The sequence below is a fragment of the Leifsonia sp. RCC_180 genome (genome assembly GCF_058138205.1).
In genome coordinates this window covers 3,601,402-3,618,153 of record NZ_CP200340.1, presented here as the reverse complement: position 1 = coordinate 3,618,153, position 16,752 = coordinate 3,601,402, and the positions used below count along the sequence as shown (strand labels likewise).

At 68.6% G+C, this 16,752-nt stretch carries 16 protein-coding genes and 1 riboswitch; of the genes, 8 read left to right on the top strand and 8 right to left on the bottom strand.

Going from position 1 to position 16,752, the window contains the following annotated elements:
- Positions 1 to 93 precede the first annotated feature (93 nt).
- The 3 genes from glpK to AB7E03_RS17760 form a co-directional block, all read right to left on the bottom strand.
- Positions 94 to 1,614 (bottom strand): glycerol kinase GlpK, encoded by a 1,521-nt coding sequence (glpK, locus tag AB7E03_RS17770; protein WP_489942643.1) that lies wholly within the window; start codon positions 1,612 to 1,614, stop codon positions 94 to 96.
- Positions 1,615 to 1,682: 68 nt separating this feature from the next.
- On the bottom strand, positions 1,683 to 2,411 hold the full coding sequence (locus tag AB7E03_RS17765) for an MIP/aquaporin family protein (RefSeq protein WP_489942931.1): 729 nt from the start codon (positions 2,409 to 2,411) through the stop codon (positions 1,683 to 1,685).
- 180 nt (positions 2,412 to 2,591) lie between these two features.
- Entirely contained in the window at positions 2,592 to 4,331 is a 1,740-nt protein-coding gene (locus AB7E03_RS17760) for a glycerol-3-phosphate dehydrogenase/oxidase (RefSeq protein ID WP_489942642.1), read from the bottom strand.
- A 155-nt stretch (positions 4,332 to 4,486) separates the two neighbouring features.
- On the opposite strand from AB7E03_RS17760, the gene AB7E03_RS17755 reads away from it, so the two are divergent.
- The 5 genes from AB7E03_RS17755 to ribH all read left to right on the top strand — a co-directional run bounded on the left by AB7E03_RS17755 (position 4,487) and on the right by ribH (position 9,318).
- Positions 4,487 to 5,536, top strand: coding sequence for a sugar-binding transcriptional regulator (locus AB7E03_RS17755; protein ID WP_489942641.1), 1,050 nt, complete (start codon positions 4,487 to 4,489; stop codon positions 5,534 to 5,536).
- Positions 5,537 to 5,603: 67 nt separating this feature from the next.
- Positions 5,604 to 5,755, top strand: a riboswitch (FMN riboswitch).
- A 74-nt stretch (positions 5,756 to 5,829) separates the two neighbouring features.
- A complete protein-coding gene (ribD, locus tag AB7E03_RS17750; protein WP_489942640.1) occupies positions 5,830 to 6,915 on the top strand; it encodes a bifunctional diaminohydroxyphosphoribosylaminopyrimidine deaminase/5-amino-6-(5-phosphoribosylamino)uracil reductase RibD in 1,086 nt (361 codons plus the stop codon).
- A gap of 5 nt (positions 6,916 to 6,920) precedes the next feature.
- Positions 6,921 to 7,550: a riboflavin synthase gene (locus AB7E03_RS17745; RefSeq protein WP_489942639.1), complete on the top strand. Its 630-nt coding sequence runs from the start codon at positions 6,921 to 6,923 to the stop codon at positions 7,548 to 7,550.
- Positions 7,547 to 8,845, top strand: a complete 1,299-nt coding sequence (gene ribA, locus AB7E03_RS17740; RefSeq protein ID WP_489942638.1) for a GTP cyclohydrolase II — start codon at positions 7,547 to 7,549, stop codon at positions 8,843 to 8,845. Before AB7E03_RS17745 ends, ribA begins: the two co-directional genes overlap by 4 nt.
- Entirely contained in the window at positions 8,842 to 9,318 is a 477-nt protein-coding gene (gene ribH / locus AB7E03_RS17735; protein WP_489942637.1) for a 6,7-dimethyl-8-ribityllumazine synthase, read from the top strand. Before ribA ends, ribH begins: the two co-directional genes overlap by 4 nt.
- On the opposite strand, the gene AB7E03_RS17730 is transcribed toward ribH, so the two are convergent.
- Both AB7E03_RS17730 and AB7E03_RS17725 read right to left on the bottom strand, forming a co-directional pair.
- Complete coding sequence (locus AB7E03_RS17730; protein ID WP_489942636.1) at positions 9,315 to 9,734, bottom strand: VOC family protein; 420 nt, start codon at positions 9,732 to 9,734, stop codon at positions 9,315 to 9,317. The genes ribH and AB7E03_RS17730 overlap by 4 nt on opposite strands.
- Before the next feature lie 37 nt (positions 9,735 to 9,771).
- Complete coding sequence (locus AB7E03_RS17725; protein WP_489942635.1) at positions 9,772 to 10,200, bottom strand: DUF2269 family protein; 429 nt, start codon at positions 10,198 to 10,200, stop codon at positions 9,772 to 9,774.
- A gap of 164 nt (positions 10,201 to 10,364) precedes the next feature.
- Between AB7E03_RS17725 and AB7E03_RS17720 the strand changes: the two genes are divergently transcribed.
- Positions 10,365 to 11,759: an MFS transporter gene (locus AB7E03_RS17720; protein ID WP_489942634.1), complete on the top strand. Its 1,395-nt coding sequence runs from the start codon at positions 10,365 to 10,367 to the stop codon at positions 11,757 to 11,759.
- Between the two features lie 18 nt (positions 11,760 to 11,777).
- Here AB7E03_RS17720 and AB7E03_RS17715 read toward each other — a convergent pair whose 3' ends face one another.
- From AB7E03_RS17715 to AB7E03_RS17705, 3 genes are read right to left on the bottom strand one after another with little or no spacing between them, the layout of a single operon-like run.
- Positions 11,778 to 12,566: an ABC transporter permease gene (locus AB7E03_RS17715; RefSeq protein WP_441784018.1), complete on the bottom strand. Its 789-nt coding sequence runs from the start codon at positions 12,564 to 12,566 to the stop codon at positions 11,778 to 11,780.
- A 38-nt stretch (positions 12,567 to 12,604) separates the two neighbouring features.
- Positions 12,605 to 13,489 carry an ABC transporter permease gene (locus tag AB7E03_RS17710; protein ID WP_489942633.1) on the bottom strand — a complete coding sequence of 295 codons (885 nt, stop codon included), beginning with the start codon at positions 13,487 to 13,489 and terminating at the stop codon, positions 12,605 to 12,607.
- Positions 13,486 to 14,412: an ABC transporter ATP-binding protein gene (locus AB7E03_RS17705; RefSeq protein ID WP_489942632.1), complete on the bottom strand. Its 927-nt coding sequence runs from the start codon at positions 14,410 to 14,412 to the stop codon at positions 13,486 to 13,488. Before AB7E03_RS17705 ends, AB7E03_RS17710 begins: the two co-directional genes overlap by 4 nt.
- A gap of 93 nt (positions 14,413 to 14,505) precedes the next feature.
- Here AB7E03_RS17705 and AB7E03_RS17700 point away from each other — a divergent pair, with 93 nt between their 5' ends.
- Positions 14,506 to 14,721, top strand: coding sequence for a hypothetical protein (locus AB7E03_RS17700; protein WP_489942631.1), 216 nt, complete (start codon positions 14,506 to 14,508; stop codon positions 14,719 to 14,721).
- A gap of 48 nt (positions 14,722 to 14,769) precedes the next feature.
- A complete protein-coding gene (locus AB7E03_RS17695; RefSeq protein WP_489942630.1) occupies positions 14,770 to 16,752 on the top strand; it encodes an ABC transporter ATP-binding protein in 1,983 nt (660 codons plus the stop codon).

Below are 16,752 nucleotides of genomic sequence, written 5' to 3'. Positions count from 1 at the left end.
CGGACGGCGTGTCGTGTCAACTCGGCGGGGCATAACGCCGGGAACGGCGAAGCGCCGCCCGGCGGTGCCGGGCGGCGCTTCGTAGAGGTGGTGTCAGGCGTTGCGCACGTCGTCGTCGACCCAGTCGAACGTCTTCGTGACAGCCTTCTTCCAGAGGCGCAGCTGACGCTCGCGCTCCTCCGAATCCATGTTCGGCGTCCAGCGGCTGTCCTCCTGCCAGTTCTTGCGCAGGTCGTCGAGGTCCGACCAGAAGCCGACCGCGAGGCCGGCCGCGTACGCGGCGCCGAGCGCGGTGGTCTCCGCGACGACGGGGCGGACGACCGGCACACCGAGGATGTCGGCCTGGAACTGCATGAGCAGGTTGTTGGCGATCATTCCGCCGTCGACCTTCAGCTCCTGCAGGTCGACGCCGGAGTCGGCGTTGACCGCGTCCAGCACCTCGCGCGTCTGGAAGGCCGTGGCCTCCAGGACCGCACGGGCGATGTGGCCCTTGTTGACGTAGCGGGTGAGGCCCACGAGGGCGCCACGCGCATCCGCGCGCCAGTACGGCGCGAACAGGCCCGAGAACGCCGGCACGAAGTACGCACCGCCGTTGTCGTCGACGGTCTTGGCGAGGTCCTCGATCTCCGGCGCGCTGGAGATGATCCCCAGGTTGTCGCGGAGCCACTGCACCAGCGAACCGGTGACGGCGATCGACCCCTCCAGCGCGTAGTGCGGCGCCTCATCGCCCAGCTTGTAGCCGAGCGTGGTCAGAAGACCGTTCTTGGAGTGGACGATCTCCTCACCCGTGTTGAAGATGAGGAAGTTGCCGGTGCCGTACGTGTTCTTGGACTCGCCCGGATCGAAGGCCGCCTGCCCGAACGTCGCGGCCTGCTGGTCGCCGAGGATGCCCGCGACGGGAACCTCTCGCAGCAGGCTGGACGACTCGACCTGGCCGTAGACCTCGGAGGAGCTCTTGATCTCCGGGAGCATCGACTTCGGCACGCCGAACACTTCGAGGATGTCGTCGCGCCAGGTGAGCGTCTCGAGGTCCATGAACATGGTGCGGGAGGCGTTGGTCACGTCGGTGGCGTGCACGCCGCCTTCGGGACCGCCGGTCAGGTTCCAGAGCACCCAGGCGTCCGTGTTTCCGAACAGCAGGTCGCCGGCCTCGGCACGCTCGCGTGCGCCTTCGACGTTCTCCAGGATCCAGGTGATCTTGGTGCCCGAGAAGTAGGTCGCCAGCGGCAGGCCGACGATCGACTTGAACCGCTCGACACCGCCGTCGGCCGCCAGGCGGTCGACGATAGGCTGCGTGCGGGTGTCTTGCCAGACGATGGCGTTGTAGACGGGCTCACCGGTGTTCTTGTCCCAGACCACCGCGGTCTCGCGCTGGTTGGTGATGCCGACGGCCGCGATGTCGTGGCGGGTCAAGTCGGCCTTGGAGAGCGCCTGCCCGATGACCTCGCGGGTGTTGTTCCAGATCTCGATCGGGTTGTGCTCGACCCATCCCGCCTTCGGGAAGATCTGCTCATGCTCCAGCTGTCCGCTCGAGACGATCGATCCGGACTTGTCGAAGATGATCGCACGGGTGCTGGTCGTGCCCTGATCGATGGCGACGACGTAGTCGGCCATAGGTAACTCCTTTGTTCTTTGGGGGCGGAACGGGGAGGGCCGGCCGGGAGTCCCGGCCGGCCCTCATGTCACTTGATGAGCGGCAGGAGCACCAGCGCGAGCCAGCCGGCGATCAGACCACCGATGATCGGGCCGACGACCGGAACCCACGAGTAGGACCAGTCGCTGGTCCCCTTCCCCCTGATGGGCAGGATCGCGTGGGCGATGCGCGGGCCGAGGTCACGGGCCGGGTTGATGGCGTACCCCGTCGGACCACCGAGGCTGGCGCCGATGCCGATCACCAGGAGAGCGACGGGCAGTGCACCGAGGGCGGCGAGACCGGGGGCCTGGCCGGGCTGGTGACCGAACGCGATCACGACGAACACCAGCACGAAGGTGCCGATGATCTCGGTGACCAGGTTCCATCCATAGCTGCGGATGGCCGGGCCCGTCGAGAAGACGCCGAGCTTGTTGGCCGGGTCCGGCTCCTCGTCGAAGTGCTTCTTGTACGCCAGGAAGGTCAGCACGGCGCCGATGATGGCACCGATCAGCTGAGCCAGGATGTACAGCAGCACCGTGATGAAGTTGACCGGCACCAGCGTGTGAGCTGCCGCCGAGCCGAACGCCTTCGCACCGTTGGCAACGAGGCCGAGGGTCACAGCCGGGTTGAGGTGTGCGCCCGAGTTGTAGGCGACGACCACACCCGAGAACACTGCGATGCCCCAACCGAAGTTGACCATCAGGAACCCGCCGTTGAAGCCTTTGTTCTTGATGAGGGCGACGTTCGCCACGACACCGGTACCGAGCAGGACCAGCATCGCCGTTCCCACCAGCTCGGACAGGAAATCTACACCGATATTGTCCACGTTGACCTTCCAGTTGTTCAGTTGACCCGCACCCTGTTGTGCGATCTGGTGTGACTCTCGTCAGGGTGGGCCCTTGAACGCTATTGCGGTCGCGCTCACCTTGACAAGAACCGTGTCATGCACGTTCGTGCATTATCGAACCGCGGCGGCTTCGCTCCCGTCCCCCGACTTCAGGTGCACCCGATGGGCGTCGGCGAGGTCCGCTAAGAACGCATCTTCCTCCTCCGTGCGCTGATTTGGCGACCATCCGAGCGCGTTTGCCGCGATTTCGGCGATCTCGTGGACCAGCGGCACGGTGACAGCGCCGGTGAAGGCGAGGCTGGTGCGGCGCAGGAAGATGTCGGCCAGGTGGACGACGTGCTCGCTGCGCACGAGGTGGTCGATCTCGGCGCGGGAGTACGTGGGGGCGGCGGCGAGCGCGACGTCCTCGCCGTCCCAGCCGGAGATCGCGTCGATGACGAAGGCCGCCTTCGTGCCGTACCGGTGCAGGAGGGTCGCGGCGCGCTCCGGTCCGACATCGGCGCCGTACCGGGCGATCCAGTCGCGCTCCGCCTGCGGCGTGGTCGGGAAGCCGGCGCCTCCGCCGATGGGCAGGCCGAGGGTCTGGACCGTCCGCTCGACTCCGAGCACCTTCAGCGTCTCGTTGGCGAGGTGCTCGCTGAGCGCGCGGAACGTCGTCCACTTGCCGCCGACGAGGCTCAGCACCGGGGTGTCGCCGAGACCGGCAACCGTGCCAGGCACGATGCGGTAGTCGCGCGACACGAAGCCCGGGGCGGTGTCGTCGTGGTGCGGTAGCGGGCGCACGCCCGAGAAGGTGTAGACGATCTGCTCGCGGGTGACCGGGATGGATGGGAAAACGTGCGAGACGAGTTCGATGAAGTAGTCGATCTCGTCCTCGGTGATCACCGCGCGCTCCGACATGTCGGCGTCGATGTCCGTGGTGCCGATCATGACACGGCCCTTGAGCGGGTAGATGAGCACGATGCGTCCGTCGTTGTTCTCGAAGAACATCTCGCGCCCCTGGCAGGCTTCCAGCAGCTCGGGGTTGTCGACCACGATGTGCGAGCCCTTGGTGCCGCCCATGTAGCGGGTCTCGTCGCCCAGGGCCCCGTTGGTGAGGTCGGTCCACGGGCCGGAGGCGTTCACGACCACGTCGGCGGTGATGCTGAACTCCTCGCCGGTCTCGCGGTCGCGCACCAGCACTCCGCCGTCGCGGGCGCCGATCGCCTCGACGTAGTTGACGGCACGCGCGTGCGGGCCGGCGGCAAGGCCGTCCGCGAGCACATCGAGCGCGAGGCGCTCCGGGTCGTGCACGGAGGCGTCGAAGTAGGTGGCCGTGTACTTCAGGCCCGGGTTCAGGGCCGGGAGGGTCTGCAGCGACTTCTTGCGGCCCTGGAAGGTGTGCCGGGGCACGCTTCCGCCGTCACGCGAGAACGCGTCGTAGATGGTGAGGCCGGTCTTGATGAGGAACGCGCCGCGCTCCTTCGGCTTGCCCTGCTTGTGGGTGAGGAAGCGGAGCGGAGCGGCGAGGATTCCGGAGAACGTGGAGTAGATGGGGATCGTGGTCTGCAGCGGCTTCACGTAGTGCGGGGCGATCTTGAGCAGACCGTTCCGCTCGGTCACCGACTCCTTGACGAGGCGGAACTCGCCGTTCTCGAGGTAGCGGATGCCGCCGTGGATCATGTGGCTGGAGGCGGCCGAGGCGCCCGATACGAAGTCGTTGCGCTCGACGAGCACGACATCGACCCCCTGCAGCGCGAGGTCGCGGAAGGTGCCGAGACCGTTGATGCCGCCGCCGACGACGAGCACCTGTGCTCGCGGGCGTTCGCGGAGTCGCTGGACCTCGGTGCGTGTGGTCGACGTGGTGCTCACGATGTTCTCCTGATGCTGCTGGTGTCGGGTGGTGCTGCAGCTATAGTTTTCGTGGCGGCACAACTTCGATCAAGCTCGATGCACATACGTGCACCACCCCCGCTTCGCTTGAAGAGAACGCGCTCGAAGAACGCACTGAGGAGAAGAGGCCCCGAATGCCCCAACCCGAGACGGAGCACCTGCCCGACAAGGTGCGCGACGCCCTCAAGGCCGGTCACCTGTATTACATGCAGGACCTCACGATGGAGGCGATCGCGCACGAGATGCACACCTCCCGCTCCAGCGTGTCGCGGCTGCTCAGCTACGCCCGCTCGTCGGGTCTTGTCACCATCCAGATCGCCGAACCGCACGAAGGCGCGACGCGCATCCAGCAGGTGATCCACGAGCGTTTCGGCATCGCCGCGCACATCGTTCCCATGCCGAGCGCGATCAGCGATGTCGACCGCCTCGAGCGCGTCGCCATCTCCGCTGCACGGATTCTCGACCGCTTCATCGACTCCAACCAGACCGTCGGCGTCGCCTGGGGCTCCACGATGAGCGCACTCAGCCGCCACCTCATCCCGAAGGAGCTGCACAACGTCGAGTTCGTGCAGTTGAACGGCGCCGGCAACACCTACACGACCGGCGTGCTGTACGCCTCCGAGATCCTGCGCCGCTTCGGCGACACGTACTCGGGCACGATCCAGGAGTTCCCCGTCCCCGCCCTGTTCGACGACCCGCAGACGAAGGTCGCGATGTGGCGCGAGCGGAGCACCCGGCGCATCCTCGACATCCAGGAGCGGATGGATGTGGCACTCTTCGGTCTCGGCTCCCCCTTCTCCGAGGTGCGCTCGCACGTCTACGCGGGCGGCTACCTCGAACCGGCCGACTACACGTCGCTCGATGAGTCGGGCGTCGTCGGCGACGTCGCCACCGTCTTCTTCCGCGAGGACGGCAGCCATCACGGCATCCCCCTCAACGAGCGAGCCAGCGGGCCGGACATCGACCTGATCAAGCGCGTTCCGCGCCGCGTCTGCATCGTCTCCGGCCCATCCAAGGTGCACAGCCTGCGCGGGGCGCTGGCGGCGGGCCTGATCACAGACCTGATCGTCGACGAGGGCACCGCTCGCGCGCTCGTGCAGCTGACGCAGCCGGTCTCTCCTGTCGAGCCGGACTCCGCTGAGACAGCACCCATCGGCTCGGTGACCGGGACGGTCGCCGCGTAACCAGGCGTCGCATCCACTCAGGGAATAGACGGCGCAGCGACGCGTTGATCTAAACTCGACAACGAAACACGTGCTCCGGGGTCGGTGAAAGTCCGAACCGGCGGTGATAGTCCGCGAGCGGGACGCCCAGGCGCCCTGCTGAGCCGGTGGAATTCCGGCACCGACGGTAATGCGTCAGGCGAGAGCCTGCCGCTCAGTCCGGATGGGAGGAAGCACGGTGGGCAGCCCGCATGGGCTGGCGCCCACGCGACCCCGGCGACACGTCTCGACGACAGAGACAGGATGGCAACGGGATGACGTGGGAAGCCCCCATGCGCACGGCGCTCGAACTCGCGGCGAACGGTCCTGCGACCGGCATCAACCCGCGGGTCGGCTGCGTGCTCCTCGACGCCGACGGGCGCATCCTGGCCGAGGGCTGGCACCGCGGTGTCGGCACCCCGCACGCCGAAGTGGATGCACTCGGCAAGCTTCCCGAGGGTGGAGCCCGCGGCGCGACCGCCGTCGTCACCCTGGAGCCGTGCAATCACTGGGGCCACACCGGTCCGTGTTCGGAGGCACTGCTCGAGGCGGGCGTCTCGCGCGTCGTCTACGGAACCGACGACCCCGGGCACCACTCGGGCGGCGGCGCGGAGCGACTCCGCGAGGGCGGCGTCGAGGTGATCGGCGGCGTGCTGCGCGACGAGATCGACGTCTTCCTGGGCGACTGGCTCACGGCCGCGCGACTCGGCCGGCCCTACATCGTCGTCAAGTGGGCGAGCAGCCTGGACGGCCGTGCGGCGGCCGCCGACGGAACCAGCCGCTGGATCACCGGCGCCGCGGCGCGGCAGCGGGTGCACGAGCAGCGGGAGGCGTCCGACGCGATCATCGTCGGCACCGGCACCGTGCTCGCCGACGACCCGAGCCTCACCGCCCGCGGCGATGCCGGCGAGCTGATGGGCACCCAGCCGACGCCCGTCGTGATCGGCACCCGTGCCATCCCGAAGGATGCGGCGGTGTTCCGTCACCCCAACCCTGTCGTCTTCGAGGGGACCCACGACCTCCACGAAGCGGTCGCCGACCTCCATCAGCGCGGGTTCCGCCGCGCCTACGTCGAGGGCGGCCCCACGCTCGCCAGCGCCTTCGTCGCCGCCGGCCTGGTCGACGAGTACGCCATCTACCTGGCGCCGACACTGATCGGAGGCCCGCGCGTCGCGCTCGGCGACCTCGGCGTCGAGACGATCGGCGAGCAGCGGAGGCTCCGCATCCTCGACGTCGAACGCCTCGGCGGCGACCTCCTCATCCGCGCCGTCCCCGTCCCCGACGGCGCCCCCCGCACCGGCGACCACACACCCGTCGACGTCGCCGGCGCCGACATCTTCCCCGACAGCCAGGAGGGCTGACCACCATGTTCACCGGAATCATCGAAGAGCTGGGCGAGGTCACTGCCGTCGAGCGCACGGCCGATGCCGCCCGCGTCACCGTGCGCGGTCCGCTCGCGGTCAGCGACGCCCGGCACGGCGACTCCATCTCGGTCAGCGGCGTCTGCCTGACCGTGATCGACAAGGACACCGAGAGCTTCACGGCGGATGTCATGGCCGAGACGCTCGCCATCAGCACGCTCGACGGCGTCGAGCCCGGCCGCCGGGTCAACCTCGAGCGCGCGGCGCAGGTCGGCGATCGCCTCGGCGGGCACATCGTCCAGGGCCACATCGACGGCACGGCCACCGTGCTCTCGATCACCGACGGCAGCGCGTGGCGGGTCGTTCGGCTGAGCCTCGACCCGGAGCACGCTCCGCTCGTCGCACGCAAGGGCTCCATCGCCATCGACGGAGTCTCCCTCACGGTCAGCGAGGTCGGCGGCGGACGTGAGGACGCCTGGTTCGAGGTGTCCCTCATTCCGGAGACCCTCGCAGCCACGACGCTCGGCGACCGCGTCGCCGGCGACCGCGTCAACATCGAGACGGACATCCTCGCCCGTCATGTCGAGCGCCTGCTGGCGCTCGAACCGGCACTGAGCGAACGGAGTGCGTCATGAGTCTGGCCACCATCCCCGAGGCCCTCGCCGAGCTGCGCGCCGGCCGCCCCGTCATCGTCGTCGACAACGAGAGCCGCGAGAACGAGGGCGACGTCGTCCTCGCCGCCGAGCTCGCCAGCCAGGAGTGGATCGCCTGGACGGTGAAGAACTCGTCCGGCTTCATCTGCGCTCCGATGACGAACGAGATCGCCGACCGGCTCGAGCTGCCGGTCATGGTCGCCAACAACGAGGACTCCCGTGGCACCAACTACACCGTCAGCGTGGATGCGGCCGACCGCCTCTCCACCGGCATCAGCGCCGCAGACCGCGCTCACACCCTCCGCGTGCTGGCCAACCTCGACTCCAGCCCCTCCAGCCTCCACCGGCCGGGCCACATCCTGCCGCTTCGGGCGGTCGAGGGCGGCGTCCGCGAGCGCGACGGCCACACGGAGGCGGCGGTCGACCTGCTCAAGCTGGCCGGCATGACGCCCGTCGGGGCCATCGCCGAGATCGTCGCCGACGACGGCGAGATGATGCGCCTCCCTGGGCTGATCGAGCTGGGCCAGCGGGAAGGCGTCCTCGTCATCACCATCGAGACGCTCATCGCCTACCTGCAGGAGTTCCACTGCGACCAGCCGCTGGAGACGGTCACGCCGATCCCGGAGACCTCGCGGGTCATCTTCGAGGTCGAGACCACCGTGCCGACGACGCACGGACCGTTCCGGATGCGCGCCTACCGCGACCGCATGACCGGAGCCGACCACGTGGCGATCGTCGCGGGGACGCCCCAAGCGGAAGGCACGCTGGTCCGGGTGCACTCCGAGTGCCTGACCGGTGAAGCGTTCGGTTCGCTCAAGTGCGAGTGCGGGCCACAGCTCGACGCGGCGCTCGACACCATCCAGCGCGACGGCGGCGTCGTCGTCTACCTGCGCGGGCACGAGGGTCGCGGAATCGGCCTCATCAACAAGCTCCGCGCCTACAAGCTGCAGGAGGAGGGGCTCGACACGCTCGACGCGAACCTCGCCCTGGGGCTCCCTATCGACGCCCGCGACTACGGCGCGGCCACGTCCATCCTGCAAGACCTGGGGATCGAGTCGGTGCGCCTGCTGACCAACAACCCGGAGAAGGTGCGGCAGCTCGAAGAGCACGGCATCGAGGTCGAGGAGCGCGTGCCGCTCGTCGTCGGTGTCGGCGCCTTCAACGAGGGCTACCTGGAGACCAAGCGCGACCGGATGGGTCACGCGATCGGGGACATCGATGCGGTGTCCGCAACGGAGACGACCGCGGCACTCGCGGCGGAGAGGACCACACGATGAGCGGAGCGGGAGCCCCCAACGCGCAGGAGCGAGTCGACGGGAGCGGCCTGAACGTGGTCATCGTCGCGGGCACCTGGCACGAGACCATCAGCGACGGCCTCATCGCCGGGGCCCAGCGCACCCTCGACGACGCGGGCGCGAGCCACACGCTCGTGCGGGTGCCCGGCAGCTTCGAGCTCCCCGTGGTCAGCAAGGCGGCGCTTGAGGCCGGGGCGGATGCCGTGGTCGCCCTCGGCGTCATCATCCGCGGCGGCACTCCGCACTTCGAGTACGTCTCGGCGGCCGCGACGGATGGCCTCACCCGCGTTGCGCTCGACACCGGCAAGCCGGTCGGCTTCGGCGTGCTGACCCTGGAGGACGAGGCGCAGGGCATCGACCGCGCAGGGCTCCCCGGCTCCAAAGAGGACAAGGGCGCCGAGGCGGCGCACGCGGCGATGGCCACGGCGCTCACCCTGCGCGGCCTGCGGGGCTAGAGGCCGGTCGGCCGCCACGGCATGTGCTGCAGCGTCCAGGTGTTCCCGTCCGGGTCGGCGAACCAGGCGTAGAAGACTCCGCCCATGTCCTGAACGGGGGCGACGTCGACGCCGCGCGCGACGAGGTCCGCTCGGGCGGCCTCGATGTCGGCGACCACGAGGTGGAGGCCGCGCAACGAACCCGGTGGCGTCTGCGCGTCGGCCAGGCCGGTCGACATGGTGACGGAGCAGTAGGAACCGGGCGGCGTGAGCTGGACGATGCGCACCCCTTCGGCAGGGGTCACATCCACATCGACCGTGAATCCGACCTGGTCGCGGTAGAACTCCTTCGAACGGTCGATGTCGCTCACCGGGAGCATCACCAGTTCGAGCATCATCGCGCCCGGCGTGACGGGCGCTGTCGGGTTCTCAGCCATGGTGGTGCCTCTCGTTCAGTGGAGCGGTCCGGCCAGGCTACGGCTTCCAGACCATGAGCACCACGACGGCGAGCAGCAGGAGGCTGGCCACACCCGACCCGGCGGCGATCGCCGGGTAGCGGGAGGCTGTGCCGTCGCGCAGCGACTCGGCGGCCCGCCGCATCGTCGGCACCACCAGGAACAGGGTGAGCGCCAGGGCGATGACGTACAGGATGATCGACCACAGGATCCAGGGCGTCGTGATGCTCAGGTCGTACTTCTTGTCGGCCAGGCCCATGACCCCGAACCCGAACAGGACCACCAGCAGCGACAGCAACGCGAGCAGGTTGGTCGACTTCGCGAGGGTGCTCACCTGCCCGGCGTCACCCGCGCGGACGGCTCGCATCGCCGTCATCGGGAGGATGGCCATCGGGCCGACGATGAAGACGGCGGTCACCACGTGCAGGACGGCGAAAAGTGTTTCCATGAGAACACCCTAGCGAGGCCCGATTCGGCACGCCCACGGACGGCGCATAGGCTAGAAGGTGCGCCACAAGCGCTCTCCGACTCCCCGCCACGCGCGCCTTCCGCCCGACCGACGCCGCGCACGCCCCGCGGTCTCGCCTCTCTTTCCGGAAGCTCTGCACACGCATGTCTACGACGGCCCCCGTCATCACCCCCGCGCCCGCGAACACCCGCGGCCGCGTCATCCTCGCCAGCCTCATCGGCACGTCGATCGAGTTCTACGACTTCTACGTCTACGCGACCGCCGCCGTGCTGGTGTTCCCTGCACTTTTCTTCACCAATGAGGACCCGACCACGGCGTTGCTGTCGTCGTTCGCCGTGTTCGGCGTCGCCTTCATCGCGCGACCTGTCGGCTCCATCCTGTTCGGCCACTTCGGCGACCGGATCGGCCGCAAGGGCACCCTCGTCGGCTCGCTCCTCACCATGGGCATCGCGACCGTCCTGATCGGCTGCCTGCCGACGGCGCAGGTGCCGGGCTGGGAGTTCTGGGCGCCGTTCCTGCTCGTCGTGCTGCGGTTCTGCCAGGGCCTCGGGCTCGGCGGTGAGTGGAGCGGCGCGGCGCTCCTGGCCACGGAGAACGCCCCAGCGGGCAAGCGCGCGATCTACGGCACGTTCCCGCAGATGGGCGCGCCCATCGGCTTCATCGTCGCGAACGTGCTGTTCCTCATCCTGAGCCTGACCATCTCGCCGGACGCATTCGCCGCCTGGGGCTGGCGCATCCCGTTCCTGCTGAGCGCCGTGCTCGTCATCGTCGGACTGTACGTCCGCCTGAAGCTCGTGGAGACCCCGGCCTTCCAGAAGGTCGTCGACACCGGCGAGGTCGCCAAGCTGCCGCTCGCGCGCGTCTTCCGCACCAGCTGGCGCCAGATCGTGCTCGGCACCTTCATCATGCTCGCGACCTACGTGCTCTTCTACCTGATGACCGCGTTCACCCTCACCTACGGCACCACCGCCGCGACCACCGAGCAGGCGCAGGCCGCCGCCGAGAAGGCCGGCAAGGCGTTCGCGGCCGGCAGCTTCGTGCCCGGCCTCGGCTACAGCCGCAACGACTTCCTGATCATGCTCATCATCGGCGTGGTGTTCTTCGGGATCTTCACGCTTGTCGCCGGCCCCCTGGCCGAGCGCTTCGGCCGCCGCAAGACGCTGATCTGGGTGACCATCGGGATCATCGTCTTCGGTCTCCTCTTCGTGCCGCTCTTCGCGGGCGGAACGATCGGCGTCATGGCGCTGCTCATCATCGGCTTCACCCTGATGGGGCTGACGTTCGGCCCCATGGGTGCCGAGCTGCCCGAGCTGTTCGCCACGAACGTGCGGTACACCGGCTCGGCCGTCGCGTACAACCTCTCAAGCGTGCTCGGCGCGGCGGTCGCGCCGACGATCGCAGTGTGGCTGTGGTCGATGGCGGGCGGCAGCACCGTCTGGGTCGGCGTCTACCTGTCGGCGGCCGCGGTGCTGACGCTCATCGCGCTGCTGCTGTCGAAAGAGACGCGCGACGTCGACTTCACCGACAACGTGAGCTGACTTGCACAGGCTGCGCGCTCAGTCGAGGAACAGGGCGCGCAGCCGGCGGGTGGTCAGGATGAGGCCGAGCACGATCATGACGACGAAGTACAGCACGTGCCACAGCATCCCCGGGTACACGTCGCCCGTCGTGAGTCCGCGGACCAGCTCGACGCCGTGCCACAGCGGCATCGCTTTGATGACCACCTGGATCGCCTCGGGGTACACGGTGATCGGGTAGAAGGTCGCCGACAGCAGAAACATGGGCAGCAGGATGAAGTTGATCCAGTCCATCTGCTGGAACGTCTTCATGTAACTGGTGATGCCCATCCCGAAGCTGGCGAAGCCGAACGCGATCAGCAGCACCGCGGGAAGGGCGAGCAGCGCCCACCACGACAGGTTCAGTCCGAGCGCCTGCATCACGAGCATGAAGCCGACGGCGTAGAGCGCTCCCCGGAGCAGCGCGAGCAGGATCTCCCCGAGCGCCACGTCGAGCGGGCCGAGCGAGGTCGCCAGCATCCCCTCGTACAGCTTGGCGAAGTGCATCTTGAAGAAGACGTTCCACGTCGAGTCGTACACGGCCCCGTTCATCGCCGCTGTCGCCAACAGCGCAGGGGCGATGAAGGCCGCGTATGGCACTGTTTCACCCGACGTCGTCTGGATGTCGCCGACCAGCCTCCCGAAGCCGATGCCGAGCGACAGCAGGTAGAAGATCGGCTCGAAGAAGCCGGAGACGATAACGAGCCAGTTGGTGCTGCGCGTGGCCGACCAGCCGCGCTGCATCACCGAACGCGCGTTCCCGGCGTAGAGAGCGCGCATCGGCCGCATCCGCGGGGCGGAGTCGGCGGTGCGCTGATCGGTGGCGGTCACTTGTTCAACCTCTTCGCGGCGATTCGCCGGCTCCACATCCAGAAGACGATGAAGAGCGCGAGCAGGTACACGACGTGGACGACCGACAGCCAGAGCGGCTCGCTCATCCCGTACGAGAAGACCCGCGACAGCTCGGTCGAGTGCCAGAGCGGTGAGATCCAGCCGATCCACTGGAGGAACCACGGCATGCTCGCGAGCGGGAAGAACGTGCCCGAGAACAGGGTCATCGGCAGCAGCACGAAGCGCATGAGCATCGCGATCTGACCGGTGTCCTGCTCGAGCGTCGCGACGTACGCCATGATCGGCACGCCGAAGGCGAGCCCGCCGAGAGTGGCGACGAGGATGCCGACCCAGCCCCACGGGCTCGGAACGGCACCGAAGAGCACCATGAACGCGAAGTAGACGATGCTCGTGCCGACCAGCCGCGCGATCACCGAGATCAGCACGCCGTCGATGATCTGGCCCGGCGCGATCGGGGAGGCGTTGATGCCGAAGAAGGTCGGATTCCACTTGAAGCCGAGCATCACCGGATAGGTGAACTCCTCGCTCGCGACGGTCACCGCTGCCGTGCAGATCAGCGCCGGAGCGACGAACTCGAGATAGCTCACGCCGTCGACCGCGTTCGGTCCCATGTTGGCGCTGACGAGGCTGCCAAGACCCAGACCCATCGCGAGCAGGTACAGCAGCGGGTTGCCGAACCCGGTGACGAGCAGCGTCTGCAGGTACGACCGCATCACCCGGAAGCGGTGCTCGGCGACGTACCAAGCGCCGAAGCGTCGGGGACGGACCGCTGCCGCGAGCGCCGCGCGCGCATCCTCTCGCCTTTCGGGCCCGCCGCCCGGCGCGCCCGCAGCGCCCGAAGGCCCGACTGCCACGCTCATTCGATCAGGCTCCGTCCGGTGAGCCGAAGGAACACATCCTCCAGGCTGGAGCGCCGCACGAGGCTCGTCAGCGGGTGGAGTCCGCGCTCGGTGATTCGCACGAGCTCCGCTTCGCCGTCGTCGCTGTAGACCAGCACGCGGTCGGGAAGAACCTCGATCCGCTCGCCGATCCCGTCGAGGCCCTGGGCGACCTCAGCATTGCGCTCGGAGCCGAACCGCACCTCGAGCACCTCGCGCGTCGAGTACTCGCGGATCAGCGCGGCCGGCGACCCCTCCGCCATGATCGTGCCCTTGTCGACGACGACCAGGCGGTCGCAGAGCTGCTCGGCCTCATCCATGTAGTGCGTGGTGAGGACGAGCGTCGTGCCCTGCTCCTTGAGACGGAAGAGCCGATCCCAGAGGATGTGGCGCGCCTGCGGGTCGAGGCCCGTCGTGGGCTCGTCGAGAAGCAGGATGCGCGGGTCGTTGATCAGCGCCCGCGCGATCGTGAGCCGGCGCTTCATCCCGCCGGAGAGGTCGTCGACCTTGGCCTTCGCTTTGTCCTCGAGCTGGGCGAAGGCGAGCAGCTCGTCAGCCCTCTTGCGGACCCGGCCGGACGGGAGACCGAAGTAGCGCCCGTACACGATCAGGTTGTCGCGCACGCGCAGCTCGGTGTCGAGGTTGTCCGCCTGCGGCACGACGCCGAGCTGCGACCGAATCTCGGGACCGTACCGGTCGGGGTCGAGCCCGAGGATGCTCAGGTCGCCGCCGGTGCGCGTCGAAACAGCGCCGATCATCCGCATCGTGGTCGACTTGCCTGCGCCGTTCGGGCCGAGCAGTCCGAAGGACTCCCCCGGCTCGACCTCGAAGCTGATGCCGTCGACGGCCGGGAAGTCTTTGTACTTCTTCACGAGCTCACGGGCGGCGATGACGGGCGTCGGCATAGTTCAGCACTGTAGCCGCGACCGGCGACATTCGAAGAGGTGAGCTGTCAATCCAGGTTGACGGTTCGGACGACGTCAACTATGGTTGACGACATGGACAGAGGAACCCTGCACACCCTCGCCGGCGACGCCGACTCGGACGACCCCATCGCGGCCCTCCGCGCCATCCACAAGCTGCACCGGGAGCTCGACCAGCTCGAAGCCGTAGCCGTCCGGCGGGCCCGGAATGCCAACGCGACGTGGCAGCTCATCGCGCTCGCCCTCGGGGTCAGCAAACAGGCAGTTCACAAGAAGTACGGTCGGAGTTAGCGGCATCCGCCGCCCGACGCCCCTCCTCCCCCGATCGGAGACATCGTCATGTCCACCACCACCGCCCCCGCTCCCGCGCGCCGTCGTCGCGGCTTCGGGCGTGCCGCCGACGACGCAGGGCCGCGCGCCCGCTTCTCGCAGCTCCTCCCATACCTCCTCGAGCACAAGCGCGTGCTGTCGGTGGTCGTCGTCCTCAGCATCCTGGGTGCGGCGGCGAGCCTCGCGCAGCCGCTGCTGGTCAGCCAGGTCATCGCGATGGTCGGCAAGGGCGAGCCGCTGAACGGCCTCGTCTGGGGACTCGTCGCGCTGGTGGTGGTGTCTGGCCTGATCTCGGGCTACCAGCACTACCTGCTGCAGCGCACCGGCGAAGGCGTCGTGCTGTCGTCGCGGCGCAAGCTGGTCGGACGGATGCTGCGACTCCCGATCAGCGAGTTCGACACCCGGCGCACCGGCGACCTGGTGTCGCGCGTCGGCTCCGACACGACGCTGCTCCGGGCCGTCCTGACTCAGGGGCTCGTCGAGGCGATCGGCGGCGCGCTCACGTTCATCGGCGCCCTGATCGCGATGCTCATCATCGACCCGGTGCTGCTCGGCCTCACGGTGCTGGTCGTCGCGATCTCGATCGTGACCGTCGTGCTGCTCTCCGGTCGCATCCGAGTCGCCAGCCAGAAGGCGCAGAACAAGGTCGGCGACCTGGCGGCAGCCGTCGAGCGCGCGATCAGCTCGGTGCGGACGATCCGTGCGTCGAACGCGACCGAACGCGAGATCGCCGCGGTGGATGCGGACGCCACGGGCGCCTGGAAGATGGGCATCCAGGTCGCGAAGATCTCGGCTCTGGTTGTTCCCGTCGCCGGCATCGCGATGCAGGTGTCGTTCCTCGTCGTGCTCGGCGTCGGCGGATTCCGGGTTGCCAGCGGGGCGCTCACCATCGCGAATCTGGTCGCGTTCATCCTGTTCTTGTTTATGATGATCCTGCCGCTCGGCCAGGGGTTCGGCGCGATCGCCGCCGTGAACTCGGCCCTCGGAGCGCTCGGGCGCATCCAGGAGATCCTCGATCTGCCGACGGAGGACCAGCGCGACCGCGAGATCGCGCCGCTCGCCCTCACCGTCGGCGCGGCGAACGAAGGTCTCGCGCCGGAAGCACCCGCGATCGAGTTCGTGGATGTGCGGTTCGGCTACCCCGATCAGGCAGTCCCTGAGGCGGAGGATGGCGAGGGTCGCCGGAGCGAGGCGCCGACTCCCGAGCCGACACGCGAGCGCCTCGCGTTCGAAGCATTCACCGGAGCGGATGTCGTGGCGGAGGCGGAAGCGGCGGCAGGGGCCGGTCACGACGAGGGCCCCCTGCGGCACGGCGGCGTGCTGCACGGGGTGAGTTTCCGCGTCCCGCGGGGCAAGCGGACCGCGCTGGTCGGGCCGTCCGGCGCCGGCAAGTCGACCATCCTCGCGCTCGTCGAGCGGTTCTACGACCCGCAGGACGGCGAGGTACGCTTCGGCGGGATGGACGTGCGAACGCTCGACCGCGTCGCGCTCCGTTCGCAGATCGGGTACGTCGAGCAGGATGCGCCGGTGCTGGCGGGCTCGCTCCGCGACAACCTGACCCTGGCGTCGCCGGACGCGACCGACGAGCAGTGCGTGGACGTGCTGCACGCGGTCAACCTGACCGAGGTGCTGGAGCGCAACGAGCTCGGGCTTTCAGCGCCGGTCGGCGAGGACGGCATCATGCTCTCCGGCGGCGAGCGCCAGCGTCTCGCGATCGCCCGCGCCCTGCTCGCCGCACCTCCTGTGCTGCTGCTGGACGAATCCACTTCGAGCCTGGACGGTCGCAACGAGCAGCTGATGCGGGAGGCCATCGACGCCGTCGCGGAGGACCGCACGCTGCTCGTGATCGCCCACCGTCTGTCCACGGTGGTCGACTCCGACCAGATCGTGGTGCTCGACCACGGCCGCGTCGTCGGTACCGGCACCCACTCGGAGCTCGTCGAGACGACGCCGCTCTATCGCGACCTGGCCAAGCACCAACTCCTCGTCTAA